The organism is Actinomadura soli (genome assembly GCF_005889715.1).
Lineage (GTDB): Bacteria > Actinomycetota > Actinomycetes > Streptosporangiales > Streptosporangiaceae > Spirillospora > Spirillospora soli.
On sequence record NZ_VCKW01000012.1, the window covers coordinates 36,693 to 59,465 of the forward strand.

The window sequence follows — 22,773 nt, forward strand, 5'->3', positions numbered from 1 at the left end:
AGATGCGAGCCACCCTCATCTACGGCCGGGGCGACGTCCGGGTCGAGGAGGTGCCCGACCCCGTCCTCGCGGCGCCGACGGACGCGATCGTCCGGGTGACCCGCGCCTGCGTCTGCGGCAGCGACCTGCACCGGTACCGCGGCATGGAGCCCGTGGCCGAGGGGCTCCGCATCGGCCACGAGTTCATGGGCGTCGTCGAGGACACCGGCGCCGACGTCCGCTCCGTGAAACGGGGCGACGTCGTGCTCGTCCCCTTCCTGTGGACCGACAACAGCTGCGACTTCTGCCGCGACGGCCTGCACGGCTCCTGCCGCAACGGCGGGCGCTGGGCGATGAACGGCCTCGACGGCGGGCAGGGCGAGGCGGCCCGCGTCCCCCAGGCGGACGGCACGCTGATCAAGCTGCCGGTCGGCGCCGACGACCCGGTGATCCCCTCGGTGATGGCGCTGTCGGACGTCCTCCCGACCGGCCATCACGCGGCGGTCACCGCGGCCGTCGGGAAGGGCTCCACGGTCGCCGTCATCGGCGACGGCGCGGTCGGGCTGAGCGCGGTGCTGTCGGCGGCGCGGCTGGGCGCGGAGCGGATCGTCCTGCTCGGCCGCCACCGCGCCCGCACCGACCTCGGCCGCCGGTTCGGCGCGACCGACGTGGTCCCGGAGCGGGGCGAGGAGGCCGTGGCCGCCGTCCGCGCGCTGACCGGCGGCGACGGAACGCCCCACGTGCTCGAATGCGTCGGCAACACGGCCGCGTTCGAGACGGCGCTGGGCGTCGTCCGCGACGGCGGCACGATCAGCCGGGTGGGCGTCCCGCAGTACGCCGAGGCCCGCCTGGACTTCGACGTCTTCATGCGCAACATCACCATCACCGGCGGCGTCGCCCCGGCGCGCCGGTACATCCCGGAACTGCTGGCCGAGGTGCTCGACGGCACGATCGCGCCGGGCGAGATGTTCGACCTGTCCGTCGGGCTGGACGACGTGCCCGCCGGGTTCAGGGCGATGAACGACCGCGAGGCCCTGAAGGTCCTCGTCCGCCCCTGACCACCAGGCGGAGCGCCCAGGGGCGGTCAGCTCGTGAGGAGTGTGCCGACCAGGCCCGCGACGGCGATTCCGACCAGGACAGCACGGTCACCGCCGCCCCGGGCTCGGGCCCGAGGGACTTGGTGATGCTGGAGGTGTGTTACCGGGCGTAACGGGTGGGGTACGGGACGATCAAGACATTGACTGATCGACAAAGGCGATTCACGCTGGTCACAACTGATCGATCAGTGTCCCCTCCCCCCTCGTTCATCAGGAGACCGGATGCTGTCGCGGGTGACGTCCCGCGCGGCGGCCGCCCTGGTTGCCCTCGTCATGCTCGTCGGCGTGCCTTTGCACGCGGACGCGTTCGGCGCGGGCTCCTCGGTGAGCCGCAACGCGCAGGCCAAGCACATTCCAGCGCCCCAGAGCTATTTCGGGTTCGCCATGGGCACGACCGGCAAGCTCGCCGGGTTCGACAAGATCAAGCAGTACTTCCGGCTCGTCGCCGACCGGTCCGACCGGGTGACCTACCAGGTCGCGGACAAGACGACGATGGGCAACGACTATCCGGTCCTCTTCGTGAGCTCGCCGCGCAACCTGCGGAACCTCGACCAGATCGTCCGGGACAACCAGCGGCTCGCCGAGCCGCGCGGGATCTCCGAGCAGGAGGCCCGGCGGCTGTCCGAGCGGAGCAAGCCGGTGTACCTCCTCGAGGGCACCCTGCACTCCACCGAGGTCGGCAATACGCAGGCGCTGGTGGACATCGTGCACCGGTTCGCCACCGAGGACTCCGACTACACCGAGACCGTGCTCGACAACGCGGTGCTGATGGTGATCCCGTCCGGCAACCCGGACGGCCAGCACCTCGTGGTCGACCACTTCAACAAGACCGCCGGAACCGAGTACAACCGCGTCTACCCGGACCTATACCACAAGTACGTCGGGCACGACGACAACCGCGACTGGTTCATGTTCACGCAGCGGGAGATCCGCACGCGGGTCCGGCTGGAGCAGGCGTACCGTCCGGTCGTCGGGCACTACATGCACCAGGCCGGGACGACGGGGCCGCGGCTGTGGACGCCGCCCTACGACGAGCCGCTCGGCAGCGGGGTCGACCCGATCACGCTGCAGTCGGCGACGTCGCAGGGCCAGCAGGCGGCGCGGGCGCTGACCGCCGAGGGCAAGAAGGGCGTCGGCACCGACGACGCGTACGGCATCTTCTGGAACGCCGACGTCATGGGGTTCTCGACGTTCCTCGGCACGTCGCTGTTCCTGACGGAGATCGCCAGCGCACGGGACCTCGCCTACCCCTACACCTCGCCGGACGGCAGGCCGCTCGGCTCGCAGAACCGGTCCATGCGGATGCTGCAGCCGTACGACAAGAACAGCTGGACGCTGGAGCAGATCGTCGCGTACGCGAAGACCGCCGCCTACGCGGGGATCGAGAACGTCGCGAAGAACCCCGAGTCGTGGCTGTTCAACAACCTGTACCAGACCAACCGCAACGGGGCGGCGCTGCCGGACGTCGAGCCGGGCACGCCGCACGCGTACGTGATCCCGGCCGGCCAGCGCGACCCGTTCGCGGTGCTGGAGATGATGCGGATCTTCGAGTTCGGACGGGCGGAGATCGAGCAGGCGAGGGCGCCGTTCACGGCGGGCGGCAAGACGTACGCCGCGGGCTCGTACGTGCTGCGCACCCGCCAGCCGCTCGGCCGCTGGATCGACCAGCTCCTCAAGATCGACAAGTATCCGGAGCAGGCGGCGCGCAAGTGCGGCCAGTGCCCGCTGATCATGCCGTACAGCGAGACCACCGACAACCTCGGCCTGCTGCTCGGCGTGGACGTCGACCCGGTCGAGCAGGCGTTCACCGCGTCGCTGCAGCGGGTGCACCGGGTGCTGCCGCAGCCGGTGCGGATGCCTGCGGAGCCGCGCGGCGCCTACCTGGTGGCGCCGGAGTCGTACGGCGTCGCGCACGTGCTCTCCCGGCTGCAGAAGGCGGCGGTGCCGACGTTCCGCTCGGCTGAGAAGTTCGAGGCCGCCGGACGGACGTTCGCGCCGGGCACGGTCGTCGTCCCGCCCACGGCGGCGGCGAGGCAGGCGCTGCAGGGCGTGTCGGCGGACACCGGCCTGCAGGTCCACGGCTCGGACGAGCTGCCCAAGGTGGACGGCTTCACGCTCAAGCAGGGCACCAAGGTCGGGCTGATCCGCGGCGCGAACAACATGCCCGGCGGCTGGATGACGTGGATGTTCGACCATTACGGCATCGACTACAAGGTCGTCTCCGCGGACGACTACGGCGACCTGGCCGGGAAGTACGACACGATCGTCCTGGCCGACGGCGTCTCCAGGAACACCATCGTCAACGGCCTCGACCCGGCGAAGAACCCGCCCGAGTTCAGGTGGGCGCGCGGCGTCGGCGAGGAGGGCTGGACGCGGCTGGCGGACTACGTCTCCGGCGGCGGCAACCTGGTCGCGATCGGCAGCGCGGCGGAGACGGCGCGGCAGCTCCTCAAGCTGCCGATCGAGAACGCGGCCCCGTCCGACCCGGCCAAGCTCAACGCGCCGGGCGCGCTGCTGCGCGCGACGTACGACCCCGAGGTCCCGGCGGCGTGGGGGATGCCTGAGTCCGGCGCGGTCTGGTTCAACCGGGACGCGGCGTACAAGCTCACCGGCGACGGTCAGGTGGCGTCGAGGTATCCCGGTGAGGGCGACCTGCTGGTCAGCGGGTACGCGGCGGGCACGGAGACGCTGAACGGCCTCGCCAACGTCGCGACGTTCGAGGTCGGCAAGGGCCATGCCACGGTCGCGGGCAGCGAGATCACCTTCCGGAGCTGGCCGCGGCAGACCTGGCCGATCGTCGTCAACTCGATCTATCAGGGCCCGTCGAAGCCGGGCCGATCCGGCGAAACGGACGAAAGGAACTGACGCCGTCGATCGCGGCCGGCGGAACAGCGCGTCCCACCGGCCGCGATCGTCGCAATTTTTCGCGCCATCCTCCCGCTTCACCACCGGTTCCGGTGAAGCTGGACGGGGCTTGGCGGAAATAGTGTCTTGATCACCATTCCTCGGCACCGGGACAGATGGCATGATCGGCAAAGCGAAACCGACGCTGATAGAGCCACTGGACAACCATTCTGGTAACGATTCAGGCGGGGCGGGTACAAATCATGCCGGTCGGGCTGGATGCTATGGGCATGGGCGGGACCCGTGGTCTACGGACCTGTCTGGCCGAGAGCGTGGTAGAGCAGCTGAACGGTTGGCCGGCGCTGAGATTGTGCCGTGCCGACTGCGGCTTCGGCCGGGCATTCGCATGCGGCGGCGATCAGATCATCCATCTGCACGGACGTGATCAGGCCGAACTGTATCTGACCTGGCCCTGCGTCCGGCGAATGCACAAGACGCTCCGGGAGTGCGCCTCGGTGCGCACCCGTCCCGGCAGCGGCTGGGTGGGCGTCTGGCTGGGCTGCGACGACGACGTCGCGCTGCTGGTCTCCCTGGTCAGCATCGCCATCAAGGCCAACCTGGCGACGCTGGACACCGTCCAGCCCCGGTTGGGCCCGTGCTCGCTGGGCTACTCCCACCTGGCGGAGCAGTTCATGCCCCAGCCGCCCCCGGGGCGCGGGGGCTTACCGATGACGCCGTCGGGGAATCCCGTGGAGCGCGAAGAGCACGTCATGCGCGAGGTGACCGACCGCCTCCTGCGCAGGCTCGGCGGCAGCCTCCAGCCCACGCAGGTGAACCAGGTGATCGACGCGGTCTACCGCCGCTTCGACGACCGGCCCGTCCGGGACTTCGTGCCCGTGCTGGTCGAGCGGTTCGCCCGCGAGAGGCTCACCCCAGGACCGACTGCCGACCCGCCCGGCCGAACCGGCTGAACCGGCCGGGCCCGGTTTCAGGCGCGGCGCCAGAACGAGGCCGGAAGGGTCTGGATCTCGGCGGCGGCCTGCTCCAGCTCTTCGGCGAACGCAAGCAGCGACGTCTGACCGCCGCCCGCCATCTGCCGGATGATGGCGGCCTGGCGGCGGGCCCGTCCGATGACGTCGTCGGCGAAAGCGGTGCGGTCGCCGTCGTAGCCGTAGCTGTCCAGCAGGACGTGCAGCCGCCGCGACCGGTCGTCGAACGCGGTGAACCCCTGGAACTCGGCGACGTGCCGGGCGTGCAGCGGCACCCACGTCAGCGCCAGGTGGGCCAGGTCGAACTCCCGCGGCGACGGCCCCGCGGTGTCCCAGTCGACGAACCCGACGAGACCGCCGCCGTCCCACACCGCGTTGTACGGCGAGGCGTCGTGATGGCCGATGATCAGGCCGGGCTGCCAAGCGCCGGCGAGCCAGGTCGCGCCGTCCGGCGGGACGAACGCCGCCGTGATGTCGTGCAGCCGCCGCATCCACGCGGCGACCTGGCGGAGCGCCTCGTCCGAATGCGGCCACGCGGGCCAGGGGTGGCGCTCGCCGATGGTGTCGCCGTGCAGGAACGTCAGGACCTCGCGCCCCTGCTCGTCGAAGCCCAGCACCCGGGGAGCGCCCTCGAAACCGGCGGCCTCCAGATGGCGCAGAACCGCGTGCACGGTGGACGTCCACGGATTCGCCCGCCGGTGGACGGTGTCGCCGATCCGGACGCCGCCCACGTGCCTGCCACCGGGCAGCGGTTGCTCTTCCACCCGGGCGTTGTATCCCACCGGCCCCGGCCCGCGCACCCGGATTTCCGCGAGAGCGGTCCCCTATCCCTCGGGGGTCAGCCTTCTTCGGCCACGCGGGCCGGTGGGCGCCGCTCGCCGGGGAAGACGGCGGCCAGCCGGCTCGGCACCTGGCTGCGGTGCTGGTCCGACAGCTCGACGACGGCGGCCCGGTCGCCGCGGCGGAGCGCGTCGACGATCGAGGCGTGCTCGTGGACGATCCGCTCCCGCGCCTCCGCCTCGTACAGGTACACCGACCGGTACGCCTCGGTGAGCGACCAGATGCGGCGCAGCTCGTCCACGATCAGATCGAGACCGGACGTCCGGAAGATGTAGAAGTGAAAGTCGTTGTTGAGCCGCTGAATGGTCAGCACATCGGCGTCGTCACCGGCCTGCTTGATACGGACGTTGATGTCCTCCAGCTCGTCGAGCTGCTCGGCCGTCAATTCGGGCAGGGCCGAGATGACCTCGCGCTCCAGCACCCGCCGCATCAGGTACGCCTGTTCGAGATCCTGGACGGTGAGCCGTTTCACCGAATAGCCGACATTGCGCTGGTAGTCCAGCACGCCCTCGCTCTGCAGAATCCCCAATGCCTCCCTGACCGGCGCCCGGCTGACGCTCAGCCGCGACGCCATGTCCTCCTGCCGGATCTGCTGGCCCGGCAGGAGTTCCATGACGGTGATCATCTCGCGGATGCGCGCCACCGCCCATCGGACGGAGCCCGCATCGGACGTCGACTTGGCCATTTCTCGGGAGCTCTCCGCGTTACCGGAAGGCCGAGATCCCGGTCACGGAGCGCGCGATGCTGAGCGTGTGCATTTCCTCCGTGCCCTCATAGGTCATGACCGTCTCCAGATTGTTCATGTGCCGCATCACGGTGTGGTCGAGCGTGATGCCGGCTCCACCGAGAAGGCTCCGCGCGGTACGGGCGACCTCTGCCGCGGCTCGGACGTTCGCCAGCTTACCGAAACTGATCTGTTCCGGTTCGATCTCGCCGGCGTCTTTGAGCCGCCCGAGGTGGAGGGCGTTCAGCGCCGCGCTGTTGACCGCGACGACCATTTCCGCCAGTTTCGCCTGCACCAGTTGGAACGACGCGAGTTGGCGTCCGAACTGCGTCCGCGCGGTGCAGTGGCGCAGCGCTTCGAGATAGCACGCGCGGGCCGCCCCGACGGCGCCCCAGAGAATGCCGAAGCGCGCCTCGTTCAGGCAGGTCAGCGGGCCGGACAGGCCGCGGGCGCCGGGCAGCGCGGCATCGGCGGGGACGCGCACGCCGTCGAGCGCCAGCTCCGCCGTCACCGACGCGCGCAGGGACAGCTTCCGCTCGATCTTGGCGGCGGTGAAGCCCGGCGTGTCCGTGGGGACCAGGAAGCCGCGGATGCGGCCGCCGTCCGGGCCGCCGGGGTCGGCGGGGTCGGTGGCCTTGGCCCATACGACCGCGACGTCCGCGAAGGTGCCGTTGGTGATCCACATCTTCGACCCGTTGATCACCCACGCGTCGCCGTCGCGGACGGCGGTCGTCCGCATCGAGCCGGGGTCGCTGCCGGCCTCGGCCTCGGTCAGCCCGAAGCATCCGATGAGCTCCCCGGTCGCCATGCCGGGGAGCCACCTCGCCCGCTGCTCCTCGCTGCCCCAGCGGTGGATGGCGGTCATCGCCAGCGATCCGTGCGCCGACACGAAGCTGCGGAGCCCCGAGTCGACCGCTTCGAGCTCGCGGCAGGCGACACCGTAGGCGGTGGCGCTCAGCCCGGCGCAGCCGTAGCCGGTCAGGTGCATGCCGAACAGGCCGAGCTTGGCCAGGCCCTTCGCGACCTCGATCGGCAACCCTCCGGTCTCGTACCACTCGCCGACGTACGGCGCGAGTTCCGCCGCCGCGTACGAGCGGACGGTGTCGCGGACGGCGCGCACGTCGGCGTCCAGCTGGTCGTCGACGGCGAGGAAGTCGCCTGGATCGATCGCCATCTGAGTCGTGTCTCCCTTCGTTCCCGGGCTAGGCGCCGGGGCTTCGCTCGAATTCCTGGAACCGCTTTTCCGAGGCGCGTTCGCACCACTTCCGGTATTCGGTGAATCCGCCGGCGTAGGCCACCGCCTGCCGTTTGGCGCCGGGGGCGATCCGCGACATCCACCAGCTGTCGGTCTGCGGGATCAGCGTCTGCTCGTACACCCAGTCGACGTGGCGCGACCAGGCGTCCTCGGCGTCGGGTCTCGGCTCGACCCGCGACCCGTCCTTTCCCAGGTGGTCGATGAGGCGGCCGATGAATTCCGATTGGTAGTCGGCCAGCAGCGGCGGCGAGAAATGGGCGCACGGGCTCTGGTGGCCGTTGATGAAGAACAGGTTCGGGAACCGCGTCGTCATCATGCCCAGGTGGGTGCGGACGCCCCAGGCCCAGTGTTCGCGCAGCGGCAGCCCGCCGCGGCCTCGGACGTCCATGCGCAGGACGGCGCCCGCCCCGCCGTTGAAGCCGGTGGCGCAGATGAGCACGTCGAGCGGGTGCCGTTCGCCGCTCGCCAGCACCAGGCCGCCGGCGTCGCACCGCGCGATCGGGTCCGACCTCACGTCCACGAGGACGACGTTGTCGCGGTTGAACGCCGCGTAGTAGCCGGATTCGCCCGGCGGGCGCCGGGTGAACGGACGGTAGGCCGGGATGAGCAGGTCGGCGACGTCGGGATCCTTCACCGTCTCGCGGATCTTCCTCTCCAGGAAGGCGCGGACGGCGTCGTTGGCGTCCTCGTTGCGGGCGAGGTCGCGGAAGATCCGTCCCCAGTGGGTGCCGCCGGCCTCCCACAGCTCCTCGAAGGCGGCCTCGCGCGCCTCGGCCGAGAGGTCGAGCGCGCCGCGCGTCTCCGGGAGCATGACGCGCTTGCCCACCAGCACCATGCCCGGCCCCCTGGTAGTGTGCTCCAGCCGCCGGATCTCCGCGTAGTTCTCCTTGACGAACCGCTCGTACTCTTCGGGCATCGGCTCGTTCTGCAGCGGCACCGCCCAGCTCGCGCTGCGCTGGAACACGGTCAGCCGCGCGGCCGTCCGCGCGACGGTCTGGACCACCTGGACGCCGCTCGCGGCCGTGCCGATGACGCCGACGCGTCCGCCGAGGTCGACGTCGTCGTGCGGCCACGCCCCGGTGTGGATCAACCGGCCCTGGAACTGGCCGAGGCCGGGGATGTCCGGCAGCTTGGGCGCGGACAGGAAGCCGGTCGCCATGACGCAGTAGCGGCTCTGGACCTGCTCAGGTTCGCCGTCCTCGCCGTCGTCGACGGTGAGCGTCCACAGCCCCGTGCCGTCGTCGAACGTCGCGCTGAGCACACGGCGGCCGAACTCGATGTCGCGGCGGAGGTCCAGCTTCTCGGCCACCCACCGCAGGTACCGCAGGACGTCGTGCTGCGCGGCGTACCGTTCCGGCCAGTGCCATTCCTGCTGCAGCTCGTCGGAGAACGCGTAGGAGTACTCGACGCTCTCGATGTCCACCCGCGCGCCCGGGTACCGGTTCCAGTACCACGTGCCCCCGACGTCCTCGCCGGACTCCAGCACCTTCACCCGCAGGCCGCGTCCGCGCAGCCGGTGCAGCGCGTTCAGCCCGCTGAACCCGGCGCCGACGATCAGCACGTCGTACTCGGGATCGGTCATCTCATCGCCTCCACCGTCCCGGATCACGAGGTCGCCGGCTTCGCCCACTGCAAAAACTCTTGCAGGACGCGGTTGAATTCCTCCGGCGCGATCTGCGGCACCGCGTTCTCCAGGACGTGGTAGTCCGGCCACGACGCCGGGATCTCGACGCCGGGCCGCAGCGGGGTGTTCAGCCCCTTGGACGCGATCAGCCGCTGCGCCTCGGGCGTGAGCATCCAGGACGCCCACAGCTTCGCCGCCTCCATGTGCGGAGCGCCCTTGATGACGGCGGAGGACCCGTACAGGAGTGACGACAGCCCGGGCACGGCCTTGAAGGCCACCGGAGCACCGGCCTGCGCCTTGAGCAGGTGGCGCATGTGCGACGCCCAGGGCATCATCGTCGTCTCGCCCGTGACCAGCCGGTCGTAGTAGGGCCGGGTGGAGTCGACCAGCTTGCCGTTGCGCTTCAGCCCGCGCATCTGGTCGAGGGTCAGCTTGTTCGCCTTGTAGATCGGCATCAGCGACTGGGCGCTGATCACGCCGAGGCCCGGGTCGTCCAGGACGAACCCCTTCAGCTTGCCCGAGACGAGGTCCGCCATGCTCGCCGGGATGTCGGCCTCGGACATCTTGTCCTTGTTGTACATGAAGCCGTAGACGTCGCCGTAGGGCACGTAGAAGCGCTGCTTGGAGTCGCGGTACCGGGCCGGGAGGTCGTCGACGGTCGCCGGTTCGAACGGCTGCAGCAGCCCCTTGTCCGCGGAGACGCTCACCGACTCCAGGCCCAGCATCAGCGCGTCGCCGACCTGGCGTCCGCTCGACACCTCCGACTGGACGGCGCTCACCGTCGCCCCGGGCGGCTGCACCTTCGGCACGATCTTGATGGACGGGTACCGCTTGGTGAAGTCCTGCCAGATCGGACGGAACAGCTCCGCGTACGCGCCGTAGACCACCACCTGGTTCTGGCCCGCCTTGGCGGCGCTCTTGCAGAGTTCGGCGAGCGCGCTCGCGTTCTCGGCGTTCCCGGCCCAGGCGGTGTCGCCCGACGCGCTGGACGTGCACTGCTTCGACGCCTCCGCCGTCCCCGCGGTGCCGCCGCACGCCGCCGCGGTCAGCGCGAGCACGGCGACCGCCGCCGCGCCGGTGACGCTCCGCCGGCCGCCGGGGCGGGCGAGGACGGCGACCCTCCTGCGGCCGCCGGGGTCGTCCGGGCAGGCCGCCGATCTCCAGCCGAATTCAGTCATGGCACTCTCACCTCGACGTTGGAACGGGGATTTCTCCGGGCGGCGCCCGCCGTCACCGTGAGCACCGCGGAGCGGAGCACGAGGTAGGCGATCCCGAGGGCACAGATCAGCGCGGTCAGCAGCACGAGCAGCGCACACGCCTGCGTCGGCACGGCCGAGCTGTAGAAGAGGCTGTAGGACAGCGTGGCGACGTTCGAGTGCGTCGCCGGGAGGAGCATCAGCGGGACGTCCAGCACCCCGGCCATGATCACGCTGCACACCAGCCAGCCGGCGAGGAAGCTGCGCAGCATCAGCGGCAGCACGATGCCGCAGAACGCCCGGAGCGCGGACGCCCCCGACGCGCGGGCCGACTCCTCCAGGTCGGCGCTGATCTGCACCAGCGCCCCGGCCGCCGACCGGCTCGCCACCGGCACCAGCAGGATCACCAGGCCGATCACGCAGAGCCACGTCGTCCCGTACAGCTGCCGCAGCCCGGGCACGGCCAGGTAGCCCCAGGTCAGCGCCGCCGCCAGCACGACGCCCGGCAGCACCAGCGACGCCAGGCTCAGCAGGTCGACGTACCGGCCGAGCCGCCGGCTCGTCTTGGCGCCCGCGTAGACGAGCAGCGTCGCGAACACCATCGTGCCGAGCCCCGCCGCGACCGACAGCGACAGCGTGAGCTGGAAGGCCCCGACCGTCTGCGGGTCGTCGAACACGGCGGTGTAGTTCGCCAGGGTGAAGCGGCTGTACATGCCCAGCACGCTTTGGAAGGACGTCAGCACCACCTGCGACGCCGGGAGCAGCACCCCCACCAGGACGAGCACGGCGATGGAGGCGGTGCCGAGGTATCCGGCGCGCCCCAGCGCCCACCGGGTGGACGCGTAGTCCTTTCCGGTGACGGTCGCGAAGCTCCGCTTGCTCGTGTACCGCCATTGCAGCCAGATGAGCACCACCATGGCCAGCATCATGATCATCGAGATGCCGCTGGCGGCGGAATAGCGGGCGGGGGTGGACGCCGCGATGTAGAAGAAGATGCGTGTCGACAGCGTGTCGACGCCGGCGTTCTCGCCGATGATCTGCGGGACGTCGAACGTGCCCATGCAGTAGATGCCGACGAGGATTCCCACGCCGAACAGCGTCGGCGCGAGGGAGGGCAGGTCGATGGAGAACAGCGTCTTCCAGCGGCTCGCGCCGGACGTGAACGCGGCCTCCTCGTAGCTGCTGTTCAGCGTCGAAACGGGGCCGAGCAGAAGGAAATAGCAGAACGACGACAGTTTCAGGCCCTGGACGAATATCAGCCCCGGCCAGGAGTAGACGTTCAGCGGGGAGGCGCCGAAAAGGGCCTCGAACGGCTTGTTGAGCAGGCCGACTTCCGGGTTGCCGAGCAGGCTCCAGCTGATGGCGTACAGCAGGGTCGGGAGCGCGAGCATGAGCAGCATGACCGGCGTGATCAGGCCCCGGGCCGGAGTCGTCGTGCGCGCGGAGAGGAACGCGAAGTACCCGCCGGCGAGCAGGGCCACCGCCGTCGCGCCCACGGCGAACAGGATCGAGTTCAGCAGGGCGTCATAGGTGCGGGCGTCGCCGAAGACGTCCGGGAAGGCGGACAGCGTCCACGAACCGCTCTGCCCTGGCGGCGCGCTCCGGAACGCGCCGACGAGCAGCATCAGCAGGGGCCAGCCGAGCAGCAGTGTCGCGAAGCCGACCAGGATCAGGGCGGGTGCGCGGCGGCCCGTGAACCAGGGGCGCGTTCGTATGCCGGTCGCGGCCGTCACAAGGCACGTCCCTTGGCGGCGGCGGGCTCGTCCATGGCCCGGTCGTCGGCGGGCTCATCGGTCGGCCCGTCCGTCGTCGGGATCAGTGCGATCCGGCCCGGCTCGATCGAGATGACCGCGTCGCCCGCGGGACGGGCCCCGCCCATGATCTGCTTGGCGACCAGGGGCGAGCCGAACGCGGCGACCTCGTGCTCGGTCGCGGTGCCGAGGAAGGTCGAGCGCAGCACCTTCGCGTCCAGCCGGTTCGGACGCCCCGCGGAGTCGTCGAAGACGATCGCCGTGCTCCGGACCGCGAGCCAGACCCGGTCGCCCGCCGCGAAGCCGGCGGCGCGGGCGCAGGTCAGGCCGGTGTCCCAGCCGTCCGGCCGCACGCGGGCGGTCCCGTCGCCGGCGGTCTCGACCCGGCCCGGCAGGATGTTCTCGTAGCCGAGGAACTCCGCCGCCCAGCGCGAGGACGGAGCGTCGAACACCTCGCGCGGCGACCCGATCTGGACGGCGCGGCCGTCGTGCATGACCGCGATCCGGTCGGACATGCTGACCGCTTCCTCCTGGTCATGCGTGACGTAGACCATGGTCGACCCGGTCTGCTCGTGGATGCGCTTCAGCTCGACCCGCATCTGCGTCCGCAGCGCGGCGTCGAGGTTCGACAGCGGCTCGTCCAGCAGGAGGACGCTCGGCTCGCGGACGAGCGCCCTGGCCAGCGCGACGCGTTGCTGCTGCCCGCCGGACAGCGCCGACACGGACCGGGACGCGTAGCCCGCCAGCCCGACCAGTTCGAGGGTCTCCATCGCCCTGGCATGGGCGGCCTGCTTGCGCTGGCGCTTCAGGCGGAGCGGGTAGCTCACGTTCTGGATGACCGACATGTGCGGCCAGAGCGCGTAACTCTGGAAGACCATGCCGATGTCGCGCTTGTGCGGCGGCAGCTCGTAGCCGCGCGAGCGGTCGACCACGGTGCCGGCGCCGAGCCGGATGCTGCCCTCGTCCGGCGACTCCAGGCCGGCGACGCAGCGGAGCGTGGTCGTCTTGCCGCAGCCGCTGGGGCCGAGCAGCGCGACGAACTCGCCGTCGCCGATGTCGAGGCTGACCCGGTCGACGGCGGTGACGCCGCCGAACCGCTTGGTCAGGTCGTCGATCCTCACGATGCTCATGGCGCGCCGCCGATCGCCCGGTCGTCGGTCAGCCCGAGGCGCTCGCGCAGCCAGTGGACGATGCGCTCGTTCTCCGCCCGCGCCCCCTCGACCCGCTCCGGGATCTTGAGGAACTCGTGGTCGGCGTTCGGGACGACCGACAGCGTCACCGGCACGTCGGCGTCGGCGAGGCGTCCGGTCATGGCGAGCGAGTCGCCGAGCAGGGCGTCCTCGTCGCCGCAGGAGACGTACGTGGCCGGCAGGACGTGCAGCTCCGGGCTGTGCACCGGGCTGACCAGGGGGTCGCGGAGCCGTCCGCTGAAGTTCGGGCCGAGGTAGGCGGCGAGCGTGATCTCGGGCTCCCCCGCGTAGTACCGCGGGTCCGAGATCCACCGGTGGGCGTCCAGGAGCCCGAACAGCAGGACGAGCCCGCTCAGCGCGACCGGCAGACCCGCGAGATCACCGCCGCGGACGTCGGTGCTGAAGGTGCCGTGCACGCCGGTGCCGGGGCCGGACCCGTGCAGGACGAGCGCCGTCCCGGCCGCGAGGTTCGCGCCCGCGGAGCTTCCCGCGATGGCCATCCGCGCCGGGTCACCGCCGTACGACGCCGCGTTCTTCGCGGTCCAGCGCGTCCCGTACACGCAGTCCTCCAGCGCGCGCGGGAACGGGTGCTCGGGGGCGAGCGCGTAGCCGACGCTCACCACGAGGAACCCCTCCGCGGCGATGGACGCGCAGTACCGCCGGTCCATCGAGGGCGAGCCGGTGTACCAGCCCCCGCCGTGCACGTACACCAGCACGGGGTGCGGGCCGGGCCGGCGGGGCTGGTAGATCTCCGCCGCGAGGCCGCCGTCCAGCCCGCCCAGCTCCACGTTCTCGTGGAGCAGCACGCGTGCGGCCTCGTCCTCGGAGAGCGCGGGCGGAGCGGGCGCGCGGCGCCTGCTCACCAGTTCCTCGACCGACCGCGGCGGAGGGATGTCCGGCACCGGCTCCCCGCGGAACAGCGACTGCCAGTGGGTCTTACTGGACTGGGGCATGTCCCTCCTCTGCTCGGTCGGCGGCCTGCGCCGGTTCCGCAACCCGCTGCGCGGGCTTCATGGCGACGAGCGCGCCGCGTCCTACCAGGTCGGCGATCGCCGCGTCGTCGTAGCCGAGTTCGCGCGCCACCTCGACGGTGTGCTCGCCAAGGCACGGCGGGTGCCGCGTCGCCGCCGTCGCGCGGTCGCCCATGTCGACGGGAGACCGGGCCATGCGGAGCCGTCCCGCGGACGGGTGGTCCACCGATTCGAAGAAGCCCGTCGCGACCAGATGCTCGTCGTCGAACAGGTCCTGAATGGCGTTGACCTTGCTGGACGCGATATCGGCGCGTTCGAAGACCTCCTGCCATTCGGCGGTGGTGCGCCTGGTCAGGTGGTCGTCCATCAGGGAGTACAGATCGTCGATGTGCACCGTGCGGGTCCCGATGGTGCGGTAGCGCGGGTCGTCCGCGAGGGCCGGTTCGCCGATGGCGGCGAAGAACGACCGCCACTGCTCGTCGGTGTAGACCATGACGGCGAGGTAGCCGTCCCTGGTGCGGAACGGTTTGCGGTACGGGGACTCGGTGCGCGGATAGCCGGTCGGGCCGCTCGGCGGATCGAAGATCCAGCCGCCCTGCTGCTCCAGCAGCATGAACGACGCCATCGACTCGAACATCGGCACCTCGATCGCCCGCCCGCGGCCGGTGACCGTCCGGCCGTGGACGGCCGCCAGAACGGCGGCGGCGCCGAATATCCCCATCGTCTTGTCGGCGGCGGCCGACCGCCAGTACGCGGGCCTCTCACCGTTTACGCCTTGGACGGCCGCCATTCCCGACGCGCCCTGGATGACGTCGTCGTAGGCGGGCCGGTTCTCGTACGGGCCGCCCGAGCCGAAGCCGCGGAACGCGCAATAGACGAGCCGCCCGTTCAGCGCCAGCATCCGCTCGGGCGTCAGGCCGAGTCTCGCGGCCGCGCGCGGGCGGAGATTGTGCACCAGCACGTCGGCCGATTCGACCAGGCGGGCGAAGACGTCCCTCGCGGCGCCGTCCTTGAGGTCGATGGCGATGCTGCGCTTCCCGCGGTTCGCGTTCAGGAATATCGGCCCCATTCCGGGGACCTTCGCGTCGCCGACATAGCGGAGGACGTCGCCCTCGGGAGCCTCGGCCTTGATCACGTCGGCGCCCCACTGCGCCAGGATCGCCGCGCAGTAGGGCCCCATGAACGTGGTGCTGAGGTCCACGACCCGGAGGCCGGCCAGCGGGCTCGGCTCGTTCCCCGTCAGGACCACGGTTCCTCCACGGTGGGATTGCTTCCCAATATTGGCTCCAATATCGCATGCAGAACCACCCCACACAAGACCTACGGCGACAACGTGCCTGCTTACGAGGGGTATGGACGGGCGGTCAGCCCGGGTGTCAGGAGATCCAGCCGCCGTCGCGCGCCTCGTCGAGCGCCTTGTCGGCCTCGCGGCTGTCGAGCATCTCCAGGCCGCGGACCGCCCAGAACCGGAGCGACTCGTCCGTGCCCTCCAGCTCGTCGCGGAACACCTCAAGCGCCTTCGCCGAACGGGCTTCGGCGATGAGTTCGAGGAGCCGGCAGCGCAGGCCGTGGTCGTCGCGCTCGGCGGCGAACTCCGCGATGAGGTCATCGACGTACGTGTCGGCGTGCTCGCGGAGGAAGTCGAACGCGTTCTCCCGCGTCTGCGGCTCCGTGGCCCGCATACGTTGCATGGCGTGCTCGAAACGGCGCCGCGACATGTCCCCGACCTTACTGACGCCCACCGACAGACCTCAACGGACCGCACCACCTGGCGGAATTCCTGAAAAGGCCAGCATGGGGCTGGAGCCGGGCTCAATCCTTTGCACGATTCCCACAACTCGGGCCGCCCAGCATGCGACGTCTCCGACATGGCGCCGCGGGGCCCGAGGCGGGAGGGTAAGCATGGTCGGGGGTCCCCCGTGTCCCTGCGCCGGCATCGTGGTCTAGAGGAGGGCTCGGTCCGTTGTTCAGTCGTGTCGCCATCGTCAATCGTGGTGAGGCCGCCATGCGCCTCATCCATGCCGTACGGGACATCGCCGCGGAGACCGGGACGCGGATCGAGACGGTCGCCCTGCACACCGACGTCGACCGCGCCGCCACGTTCGTCCGCGAGGCGGACCTGTCCTACGATCTCGGGCCCGCGTCCGCCCGCCCCTACCTCGACCTGGAGGTGCTGGAGCGCGCGCTGGCCGACACGGGGGCCGACGCCGCGTGGGTCGGCTGGGGCTTCGTCGCGGAGGACCCGGCGTTCGCCGAGCTGTGCGACCGGATCGGCGTGACCTTCGTCGGGCCGAGCGCGGACGCGATGCGCAAGCTCGGCGACAAGATCGGCGCGAAGCTGATCGCCGAGGAGGTCGGGGTGCCGGTCGCGCCGTGGAGCCGCGGCGCGGTCGAGACGCTGGACGCCGCCCTGGCCGCGGCGTCCGACATCGGCTACCCGCTGATGCTGAAGGCGACCGCGGGCGGCGGCGGGCGCGGCATCCGGGTGGTCACGAGCGCGGACGAGCTGACGGACGCCTACGAGCGCACCAGCCAGGAGGCCGCGCGGGCGTTCGGCAGCGGCGTCGTGTTCCTGGAGCGCCTGGTCACCGGCGCCCGGCACGTCGAGGTCCAGGTGATCGCGGACGGCCAGGGCACCGCGTGGGCGCTCGGCGTCCGCGACTGCTCGGTGCAGCGGCGCAACCAGAAGGTCATCGAGGAGTCGGCGTCGCCGGTGCTGTCCGCCGGGCAGGCCGCCGAGCTGAAGGCGTCCGCCGAGCGGCTGGCCGTCGCCGTCGGCTACCGCGGCGCGGCGACGGTCGAGTTCCTCTACCACCCCGGCGACCGGCTGTTCGCGTTCCTCGAAGTGAACACCCGGCTCCAGGTCGAGCACCCGATCACCGAGGCCACCACCGGGTTCGACCTGGTCAGGGCGCAGTTGTGGGTGGCGTCCGGCGGGCGGCTCGAAGGCGGCCCCCCGGCGGAGCGCGGCCACGCCATCGAGGCCCGGCTGAACGCCGAGGACCCCGACCGCGACTTCGCGCCCTCCCCCGGCCGCATCGCCCGGCTCGACCTGCCCGCCGGGCCCGGCGTCCGGGTGGACACCGGCGTCCGCGAGGGCGACACGATCCCCGCCGACTTCGACTCGATGATCGCGAAGATCATCGCCTACGGCCGGGACCGGGACGAGGCGCTCGGCCGCCTCCGCCGGGCGATGGCGCAGACCACGGTGATCATCGAGGGCGGTGCGACGAACAAGAGCTTCGTGCTCGACCTGCTCGACCGGCCCGAGGTGATCGAGGCCCGCGCGGACACCGGCTGGATCGACCGCGTCCGCGCCGAGGGCGACCTCGCCGCGCACCGGCACTCCGGCGTCGCGCTGATCGCCGCCGCGATCGAGACCTACGAGGACGAGGAGCGCGCCGAGCGGCGGCGGCTGCTGTCGACGGCGTCCGGCGGGCGGCCGCAGGTCCGGCACGAGAGCGGCCGGCCGCTGGACCTCAAGCTCCGCGGCGTCGCCTACCGGCTGCGCGTCGCGCGGGTCGGCGCGCACCGGTTCCGCGTCGGCGTCGAGGCGGGCGAGGACGTCCGCACCGCCGTCGTGGAGCTCGACCGGTTCGACACGCACACCGGGCAGATCGTCGTGGACGGCGTCCGGTACCGGCTGGTCACCGGCACCCACGGGCCGATCCACATGGTCGAGGTGGACGGCGTCACGCACCGGGTCAGCCGGGACGAGGGCGGCGTCGTCCGCTCGCCCGCGCCCGCGCTGGTCGTCGCGACGCCCGCGAAGGTCGGCGCCGAGGTCGAGGCGGGCGCGCCGGTCCTGGTGCTGGAGAGCATGAAGATGGAGACGGTGCTGCGGGCGCCGTTCAGGGCGCGGCTGAAGGAATGCGTCGTGTCCGTGGGCAGCCAGGTGGAGACCGGGGCGCCGCTGCTGCGGCTGGAACCGCTCGCCGACGACTCCGGGGACGGGGCGCTCGCGGAGTCGTCCGCGCCGGTCGACCTTGACCTGGCCGCCGCGCCCCGGACGGCCTCCGCGCGGGAGCGCGCCGCCCGCTGCCAGGAGGATCTGCGCAGCCTGCTGCTGGGCTTCGACGTCGACCCGCACGACGAGCGCCGGGTCCTGGACGACTACCTCGACGCCCGCCGGACGGCCACGGAGGGGGGCCACCGCCCGCTGGCCGACGAGCTGGGCCTCGTCGAGGTCTTCACCGACCTCGCCGAGCTGAGCCGCAACCGGCCGGCCGGCGACGGCGCGGGCGCCGGACCGGGCGGCGACGGCACCGGCGACGGCAGCCACGTCCACAGCGCCCGCGAGTACTTCCACACCTACCTGCAGAGCCTCGACGTCGACCGGGCCGGGCTGCCGGACGGTTTCCAGGCCAGGCTCGCCAAGGCGCTCGGCCACTACGGCGTCACCGACCTGGAGCGCTCGCCCGGGCTCGAAGCGGCCGTGTTCCGCGTGTTCCTCGCGCAGCAGCGCACGTCCGCCGACGCCACGATGATCGCGACGCTGCTGCGGACCTGGCTGCGGGAGCCGCCGCCGGAGCAGGCGCTGCGCGAACCCGCCGGTCTCGCGCTGGAGCGGCTGGTCGCCGCGACGCAGGTGCGCTTCCCGGTCGTCGCCGACCTCGCCTACGGCGTGGTGTTCGCCTGGTTCGCGCAGCCGCTGCTGCGCCGCAACCGCGCCCGCGTGTACGCCGACGTCCGCAGGCACCTGCGCCACCTGGACGCGCACCCCGACGCGGCGGACCGCGCCGGGCGCATCGCGGAGATGGTGCGCAGCACCGAGCCGCTGGTGCGGCTGCTCGGCCGCCGGCTCGTCCGCCAGGACCGGGACAACGCGGTCATGCTGGAGGTCCTGACCCGGCGCTACTACGGCAACAAGGGGCTCACCCGCGTCCGGACCGGCGAGGTCGCGGGCTGCTCGTTCGTGATCGCCGAGCGCGCGGGCTCGTCCGTCGTCACCTCCGCGGTGAGCTTCGAGGCGCTGGGCGGCGCGCTGCGCGGGCTCGCGGAGCTGGCCGCCGGCGAGGACGCGGTCGACGCCGACATCTACCTCTCCTGGGAGCGCCAGCCCGAGGACTTCGACGCGATGGCGGCGGCGCTGCAGGAGGTCGTCAACGCGCACCCGCTGCCGGGGCAGGTCCGCAGGCTCACCGCGACGGTCGCCGGGAGCGGCGGCGCGGTGATGCACCACCACTTCACGTTCCGGCCGTCGTCCGGCGGCGGGATGGCGGAGGAGCGGCTGATCCGCGGCCTGCACCCGTACATCGCGCAGCGGATGCGGATGGAGCGGCTGAGGAGGTTCGACCTCACCCGGCTGCCGTCGTCGGACGAGGAGGTCTACCTGTTCCGGTGCGTGGCGCGCGAGAACCCGTCGGACGAGCGCCTCGTCGCGTTCGCGCAGGTCCGCGACCTGGCCGGGCTGCGCGACCACGACGGCAGGCTCCTCACGCTGCCGACCGCCGAGTACACGGTCGCGTCCTGCCTCGACTCGATCCGCAACGCGCGGTCGCGGTGGCCGTCGAAGAAGCGCCTCAGCACCAACCGGATCGTGATCTACGTCTGGCCGCCGAGCGACATCACCCGCGCCGAGCTGGAGATGATCGCCGGACGGCTGCTGCCGATGACCGCGGGCGCCGGGCTGGAGGAGATCGAGATCATCGCGCGGCGGCGGGACGCGCGGACCGGCGAGCTGCACAAGATCGCCGTGCGGGTCTCGTTCGACGCGACCGGAGGCACGGAGCTGACCGTCGGCGAGCCGTCCGAGGAGCCGGTCGAGCCCGTGGACGACTACCGGCAGAAGGTCCTGCGCGCGAGCGCCCGCAACACCGTGTACCCGTACGAGCTGACCGGCCTGCTGGGCGACTTCGTCGAGCACGACCTCGACGACGACCACGCGCTGGTGCCCGTCGACCGTCCGAAGGGACGCAACACGGCGGCGATCGTCGCCGGTGTCGTCACCACGCCGACCCGGCGGCACCGGGAAGGCGTCACCCGGGTCGTGCTGCTCGGCGACCCGACGAAGTCGCTCGGCGCGCTGTCGGAGCCGGAGTGCCGGCGCGTGATCGCCGCGCTCGACCTCGCCGAGCGGATGCGGGTGCCGCTGGAGTGGTACACGCTGTCGTCCGGCGCGCGGATCTCCATGGAGTCCGGCACGGAGAACATGGACTGGGTCGCCGCGGCGCTCAAGCGGATCGTGGAGTTCACCCAGGACGGCGGCGAGATCAACGTCGTGGTCACGGGCATCAACGTCGGCGCGCAGCCGTACTGGAACGCCGAGGCGACGATGCTCATGCACACCAAGGGCGTCCTCGTGATGACGCCCGACTCGGCCATGGTGCTCACCGGCAAGCAGGCGCTCGACTTCTCCGGCGGCGTGTCGGCCGAGGACAACTTCGGCATCGGCGGCTACGACCGCGTCATGGGGCCGAACGGGCAGGCGCAGTACTGGGCGCCGAACCTGGCCGCCGCGCGGGACGTCCTGATGGCGCACTACGACCACACCTACGTCGCGCCCGGCGAGGACGGGCCGCGCCGCGCCGCGACGACCGACCCCGTCGACCGCGACGTCTCCGACTTCCCGCACGCGGTCGAGGGCAGCGACTTCACCACCGTCGGCGAGATCTTCTCCGCCGAGGCCAACCCGGACCGCAAGAAGCCGTTCGACATCCGGACGGTCATGCGGGCGCTCTCCGACCAGGACCACCCGGTGCTGGAACGCTGGGCGGGGATGGCCGACGCCGACACCGCGGTGGTGCAGGACGTCCATCTCGGCGGCATGCCGGTGTGCCTGCTCGGCATCGAGTCCCGCGCGGTGCCGCGGCGCGGCTTCCCGCCCACCGACGGCCCGGACGCCTACACGGCCGGGACGCTGTTCCCGCAGTCGTCCAAGAAGGCGGCCCGGGCGATCAACGCCGCCAGCGGCAACCGGCCGCTGGTGGTGCTGGCGAACCTGTCGGGCTTCGACGGCTCGCCGGAGTCGATGCGGAAGCTGCAGCTGGAGTACGGCGCCGAGATCGGCCGCGCGATCGTGAACTTCCGCGGCCCGATCGTGTTCTGCGTGATCTCGCGGTACCACGGCGGCGCGTTCGTGGTGTTCTCCAAGGCGCTGAACCCGGACATGACGGTGCTGGCGCTGGAGGGCTCGTTCGCCTCGGTGCTCGGCGGGGCGCCCGCCGCCGCGGTGGTGTTCTCGGGCGACGTCAACGCCCGCACCGCGGCCGACCCGCGCGTCCGGGACCTGGAGGCCCGCGTGGCCGCCGCGACGGGACCCGAGCGCGCCGCGCTGACCGCCGAGCTGGACGAGCTGCGCGCCTCGGTCCGCGCGGAGAAGGTCGGCGAGGTGGCGGCGGAGTTCGACCGCGTCCACGACATCCGGCGCGCGGTCGAGGTCGGCTCCGTCGACGCGGTCATCCGCGCCGCGGAACTGCGCCCGCGCATCATCGCGTCAATCGAGTCGCGCACGCGCTGACGACCTGCCAAGAAACCGACATAAACGGGAAATATCGTTTCAATCTCGCTGATCATAACAGATCAGAATCATTACCTTACTCTGCGTTGAATCCAGCGCTTAGGTGGCATTCCCTTCTCATCCGTCACACATATGCACTAGAGTCCCGTGCCCAGGCGTGCCCGGACGGCCCGTCTCGCTTGCCCGCTCTCCGACGGCTGCTCCCACGGCCACCTCACGAGGAGGTCACATGCGCGGGGACCTGGAAAACCTCTATGACGCCCACGCACACCGCCTGTACGCACACTGCTGGTCGCTGCTCGGCGACCAGGGCGCGCCCGAAGCGCTGAAAGACACGCTCAACGAAGCGGTGCGGCATCCGCCGCCGGGCGACACGGTGCTGTGGCTGCACCATCTGGCCCGCACGGTCTGCGCCGAGCGAGGGGCGTTCAGCGGCCACAGCCGGCCCGTCTTCGCGGGCGCCGACGCCGACCCGCTGCTCACCGCGGCGCGGAACCTGCCCGCCGACCACCGCGAGGCGCTGCTGCTGTCCGCGGGCGAGTGGCTGGCGATCCGCGACATCGCCGGCGTCCTGCGCGTCTCGGCGGACGCCGTGCGCGAACGGCTGCACGAGGCGCGCACCGCGCTGGAACGCGTCGTCCTGGACGCCCTCATGCGCCGCACCACCGACCCGACCGAGCACATGGACGTCATCGAGGCGTTCGAGAAGGGCCGGCTCCCGAACCTCCTGGCGCGCCGCGCGCCCGGCTTCGCGCCCGCGCCGCTGCGCGGCCACGTGCTGGGCGAGGATGACGAGCGCGACGAGATCGGCCACACGCCCTCGGTGCCCGTCCCGCCCGCTGTGCCCCCGGACC

At 71.6% G+C, this 22,773-nt stretch carries 15 protein-coding genes; 5 read left to right on the plus strand and 10 right to left on the minus strand.

Annotation, left to right across the window (positions count from 1 at the left end):
• Positions 1 to 2 precede the first annotated feature (2 nt).
• The 3 genes from ETD83_RS03975 to ETD83_RS03985 all read left to right on the plus strand — a co-directional run bounded on the left by ETD83_RS03975 (position 3) and on the right by ETD83_RS03985 (position 4,891).
• A complete protein-coding gene (locus ETD83_RS03975; RefSeq protein ID WP_138643661.1) occupies positions 3 to 1,037 on the plus strand; it encodes a zinc-binding dehydrogenase in 1,035 nt (344 codons plus the stop codon).
• 261 nt (positions 1,038 to 1,298) lie between these two features.
• Positions 1,299 to 3,941, plus strand: a complete 2,643-nt coding sequence (locus ETD83_RS03980) for a M14 family zinc carboxypeptidase (protein ID WP_138643662.1) — start codon at positions 1,299 to 1,301, stop codon at positions 3,939 to 3,941.
• Between the two features lie 269 nt (positions 3,942 to 4,210).
• Positions 4,211 to 4,891, plus strand: coding sequence for a three-helix bundle dimerization domain-containing protein (locus ETD83_RS03985; RefSeq protein ID WP_230420656.1), 681 nt, complete (start codon positions 4,211 to 4,213; stop codon positions 4,889 to 4,891).
• A 17-nt stretch (positions 4,892 to 4,908) separates the two neighbouring features.
• On the opposite strand, the gene ETD83_RS03990 is transcribed toward ETD83_RS03985, so the two are convergent.
• The 10 genes from ETD83_RS03990 to ETD83_RS04035 form a co-directional block, all read right to left on the minus strand.
• Entirely contained in the window at positions 4,909 to 5,673 is a 765-nt protein-coding gene (locus ETD83_RS03990) for a phosphotransferase (RefSeq protein WP_138643664.1), read from the minus strand.
• Positions 5,674 to 5,747: 74 nt separating this feature from the next.
• A complete protein-coding gene (locus ETD83_RS03995) occupies positions 5,748 to 6,434 on the minus strand; it encodes a GntR family transcriptional regulator (RefSeq protein ID WP_138643665.1) in 687 nt (228 codons plus the stop codon).
• Positions 6,435 to 6,453: 19 nt separating this feature from the next.
• The gene (locus ETD83_RS04000; protein WP_138643666.1) at positions 6,454 to 7,647 is read right to left on the minus strand and encodes an acyl-CoA dehydrogenase family protein; all 1,194 of its coding nucleotides are present in this window, start codon (positions 7,645 to 7,647) and stop codon (positions 6,454 to 6,456) included.
• A 28-nt stretch (positions 7,648 to 7,675) separates the two neighbouring features.
• A complete protein-coding gene (locus tag ETD83_RS04005; RefSeq protein ID WP_138643667.1) occupies positions 7,676 to 9,310 on the minus strand; it encodes a flavin-containing monooxygenase in 1,635 nt (544 codons plus the stop codon).
• A 23-nt stretch (positions 9,311 to 9,333) separates the two neighbouring features.
• The gene (locus ETD83_RS04010) at positions 9,334 to 10,530 is read right to left on the minus strand and encodes an ABC transporter substrate-binding protein (RefSeq protein ID WP_138643668.1); all 1,197 of its coding nucleotides are present in this window, start codon (positions 10,528 to 10,530) and stop codon (positions 9,334 to 9,336) included.
• Complete coding sequence (locus ETD83_RS04015; protein WP_138643669.1) at positions 10,527 to 12,281, minus strand: ABC transporter permease; 1,755 nt, start codon at positions 12,279 to 12,281, stop codon at positions 10,527 to 10,529. Before ETD83_RS04015 ends, ETD83_RS04010 begins: the two co-directional genes overlap by 4 nt.
• Positions 12,278 to 13,429 carry an ABC transporter ATP-binding protein gene (locus ETD83_RS04020; RefSeq protein WP_138643670.1) on the minus strand — a complete coding sequence of 384 codons (1,152 nt, stop codon included), beginning with the start codon at positions 13,427 to 13,429 and terminating at the stop codon, positions 12,278 to 12,280. The genes ETD83_RS04015 and ETD83_RS04020 overlap by 4 nt, the downstream gene beginning before the upstream one ends.
• Entirely contained in the window at positions 13,426 to 14,442 is a 1,017-nt protein-coding gene (locus ETD83_RS04025) for an alpha/beta hydrolase (RefSeq protein WP_138643671.1), read from the minus strand. Before ETD83_RS04025 ends, ETD83_RS04020 begins: the two co-directional genes overlap by 4 nt.
• Positions 14,426 to 15,709 carry a CaiB/BaiF CoA transferase family protein gene (locus tag ETD83_RS04030; RefSeq protein ID WP_205717480.1) on the minus strand — a complete coding sequence of 428 codons (1,284 nt, stop codon included), beginning with the start codon at positions 15,707 to 15,709 and terminating at the stop codon, positions 14,426 to 14,428. The genes ETD83_RS04025 and ETD83_RS04030 overlap by 17 nt, the downstream gene beginning before the upstream one ends.
• Before the next feature lie 127 nt (positions 15,710 to 15,836).
• Positions 15,837 to 16,202: a HEAT repeat domain-containing protein gene (locus ETD83_RS04035; protein ID WP_205717481.1), complete on the minus strand. Its 366-nt coding sequence runs from the start codon at positions 16,200 to 16,202 to the stop codon at positions 15,837 to 15,839.
• Positions 16,203 to 16,423: 221 nt separating this feature from the next.
• Here ETD83_RS04035 and ETD83_RS04040 point away from each other — a divergent pair, with 221 nt between their 5' ends.
• Together ETD83_RS04040 and ETD83_RS04045 are read left to right on the plus strand one after the other, a co-directional pair.
• On the plus strand, positions 16,424 to 21,919 hold the full coding sequence (locus ETD83_RS04040; protein WP_138643672.1) for an ATP-binding protein: 5,496 nt from the start codon (positions 16,424 to 16,426) through the stop codon (positions 21,917 to 21,919).
• Between the two features lie 229 nt (positions 21,920 to 22,148).
• The coding region (locus tag ETD83_RS04045; RefSeq protein WP_268920407.1) for an RNA polymerase sigma factor at positions 22,149 to 22,773 on the plus strand (625 nt) is incomplete at its 3' end.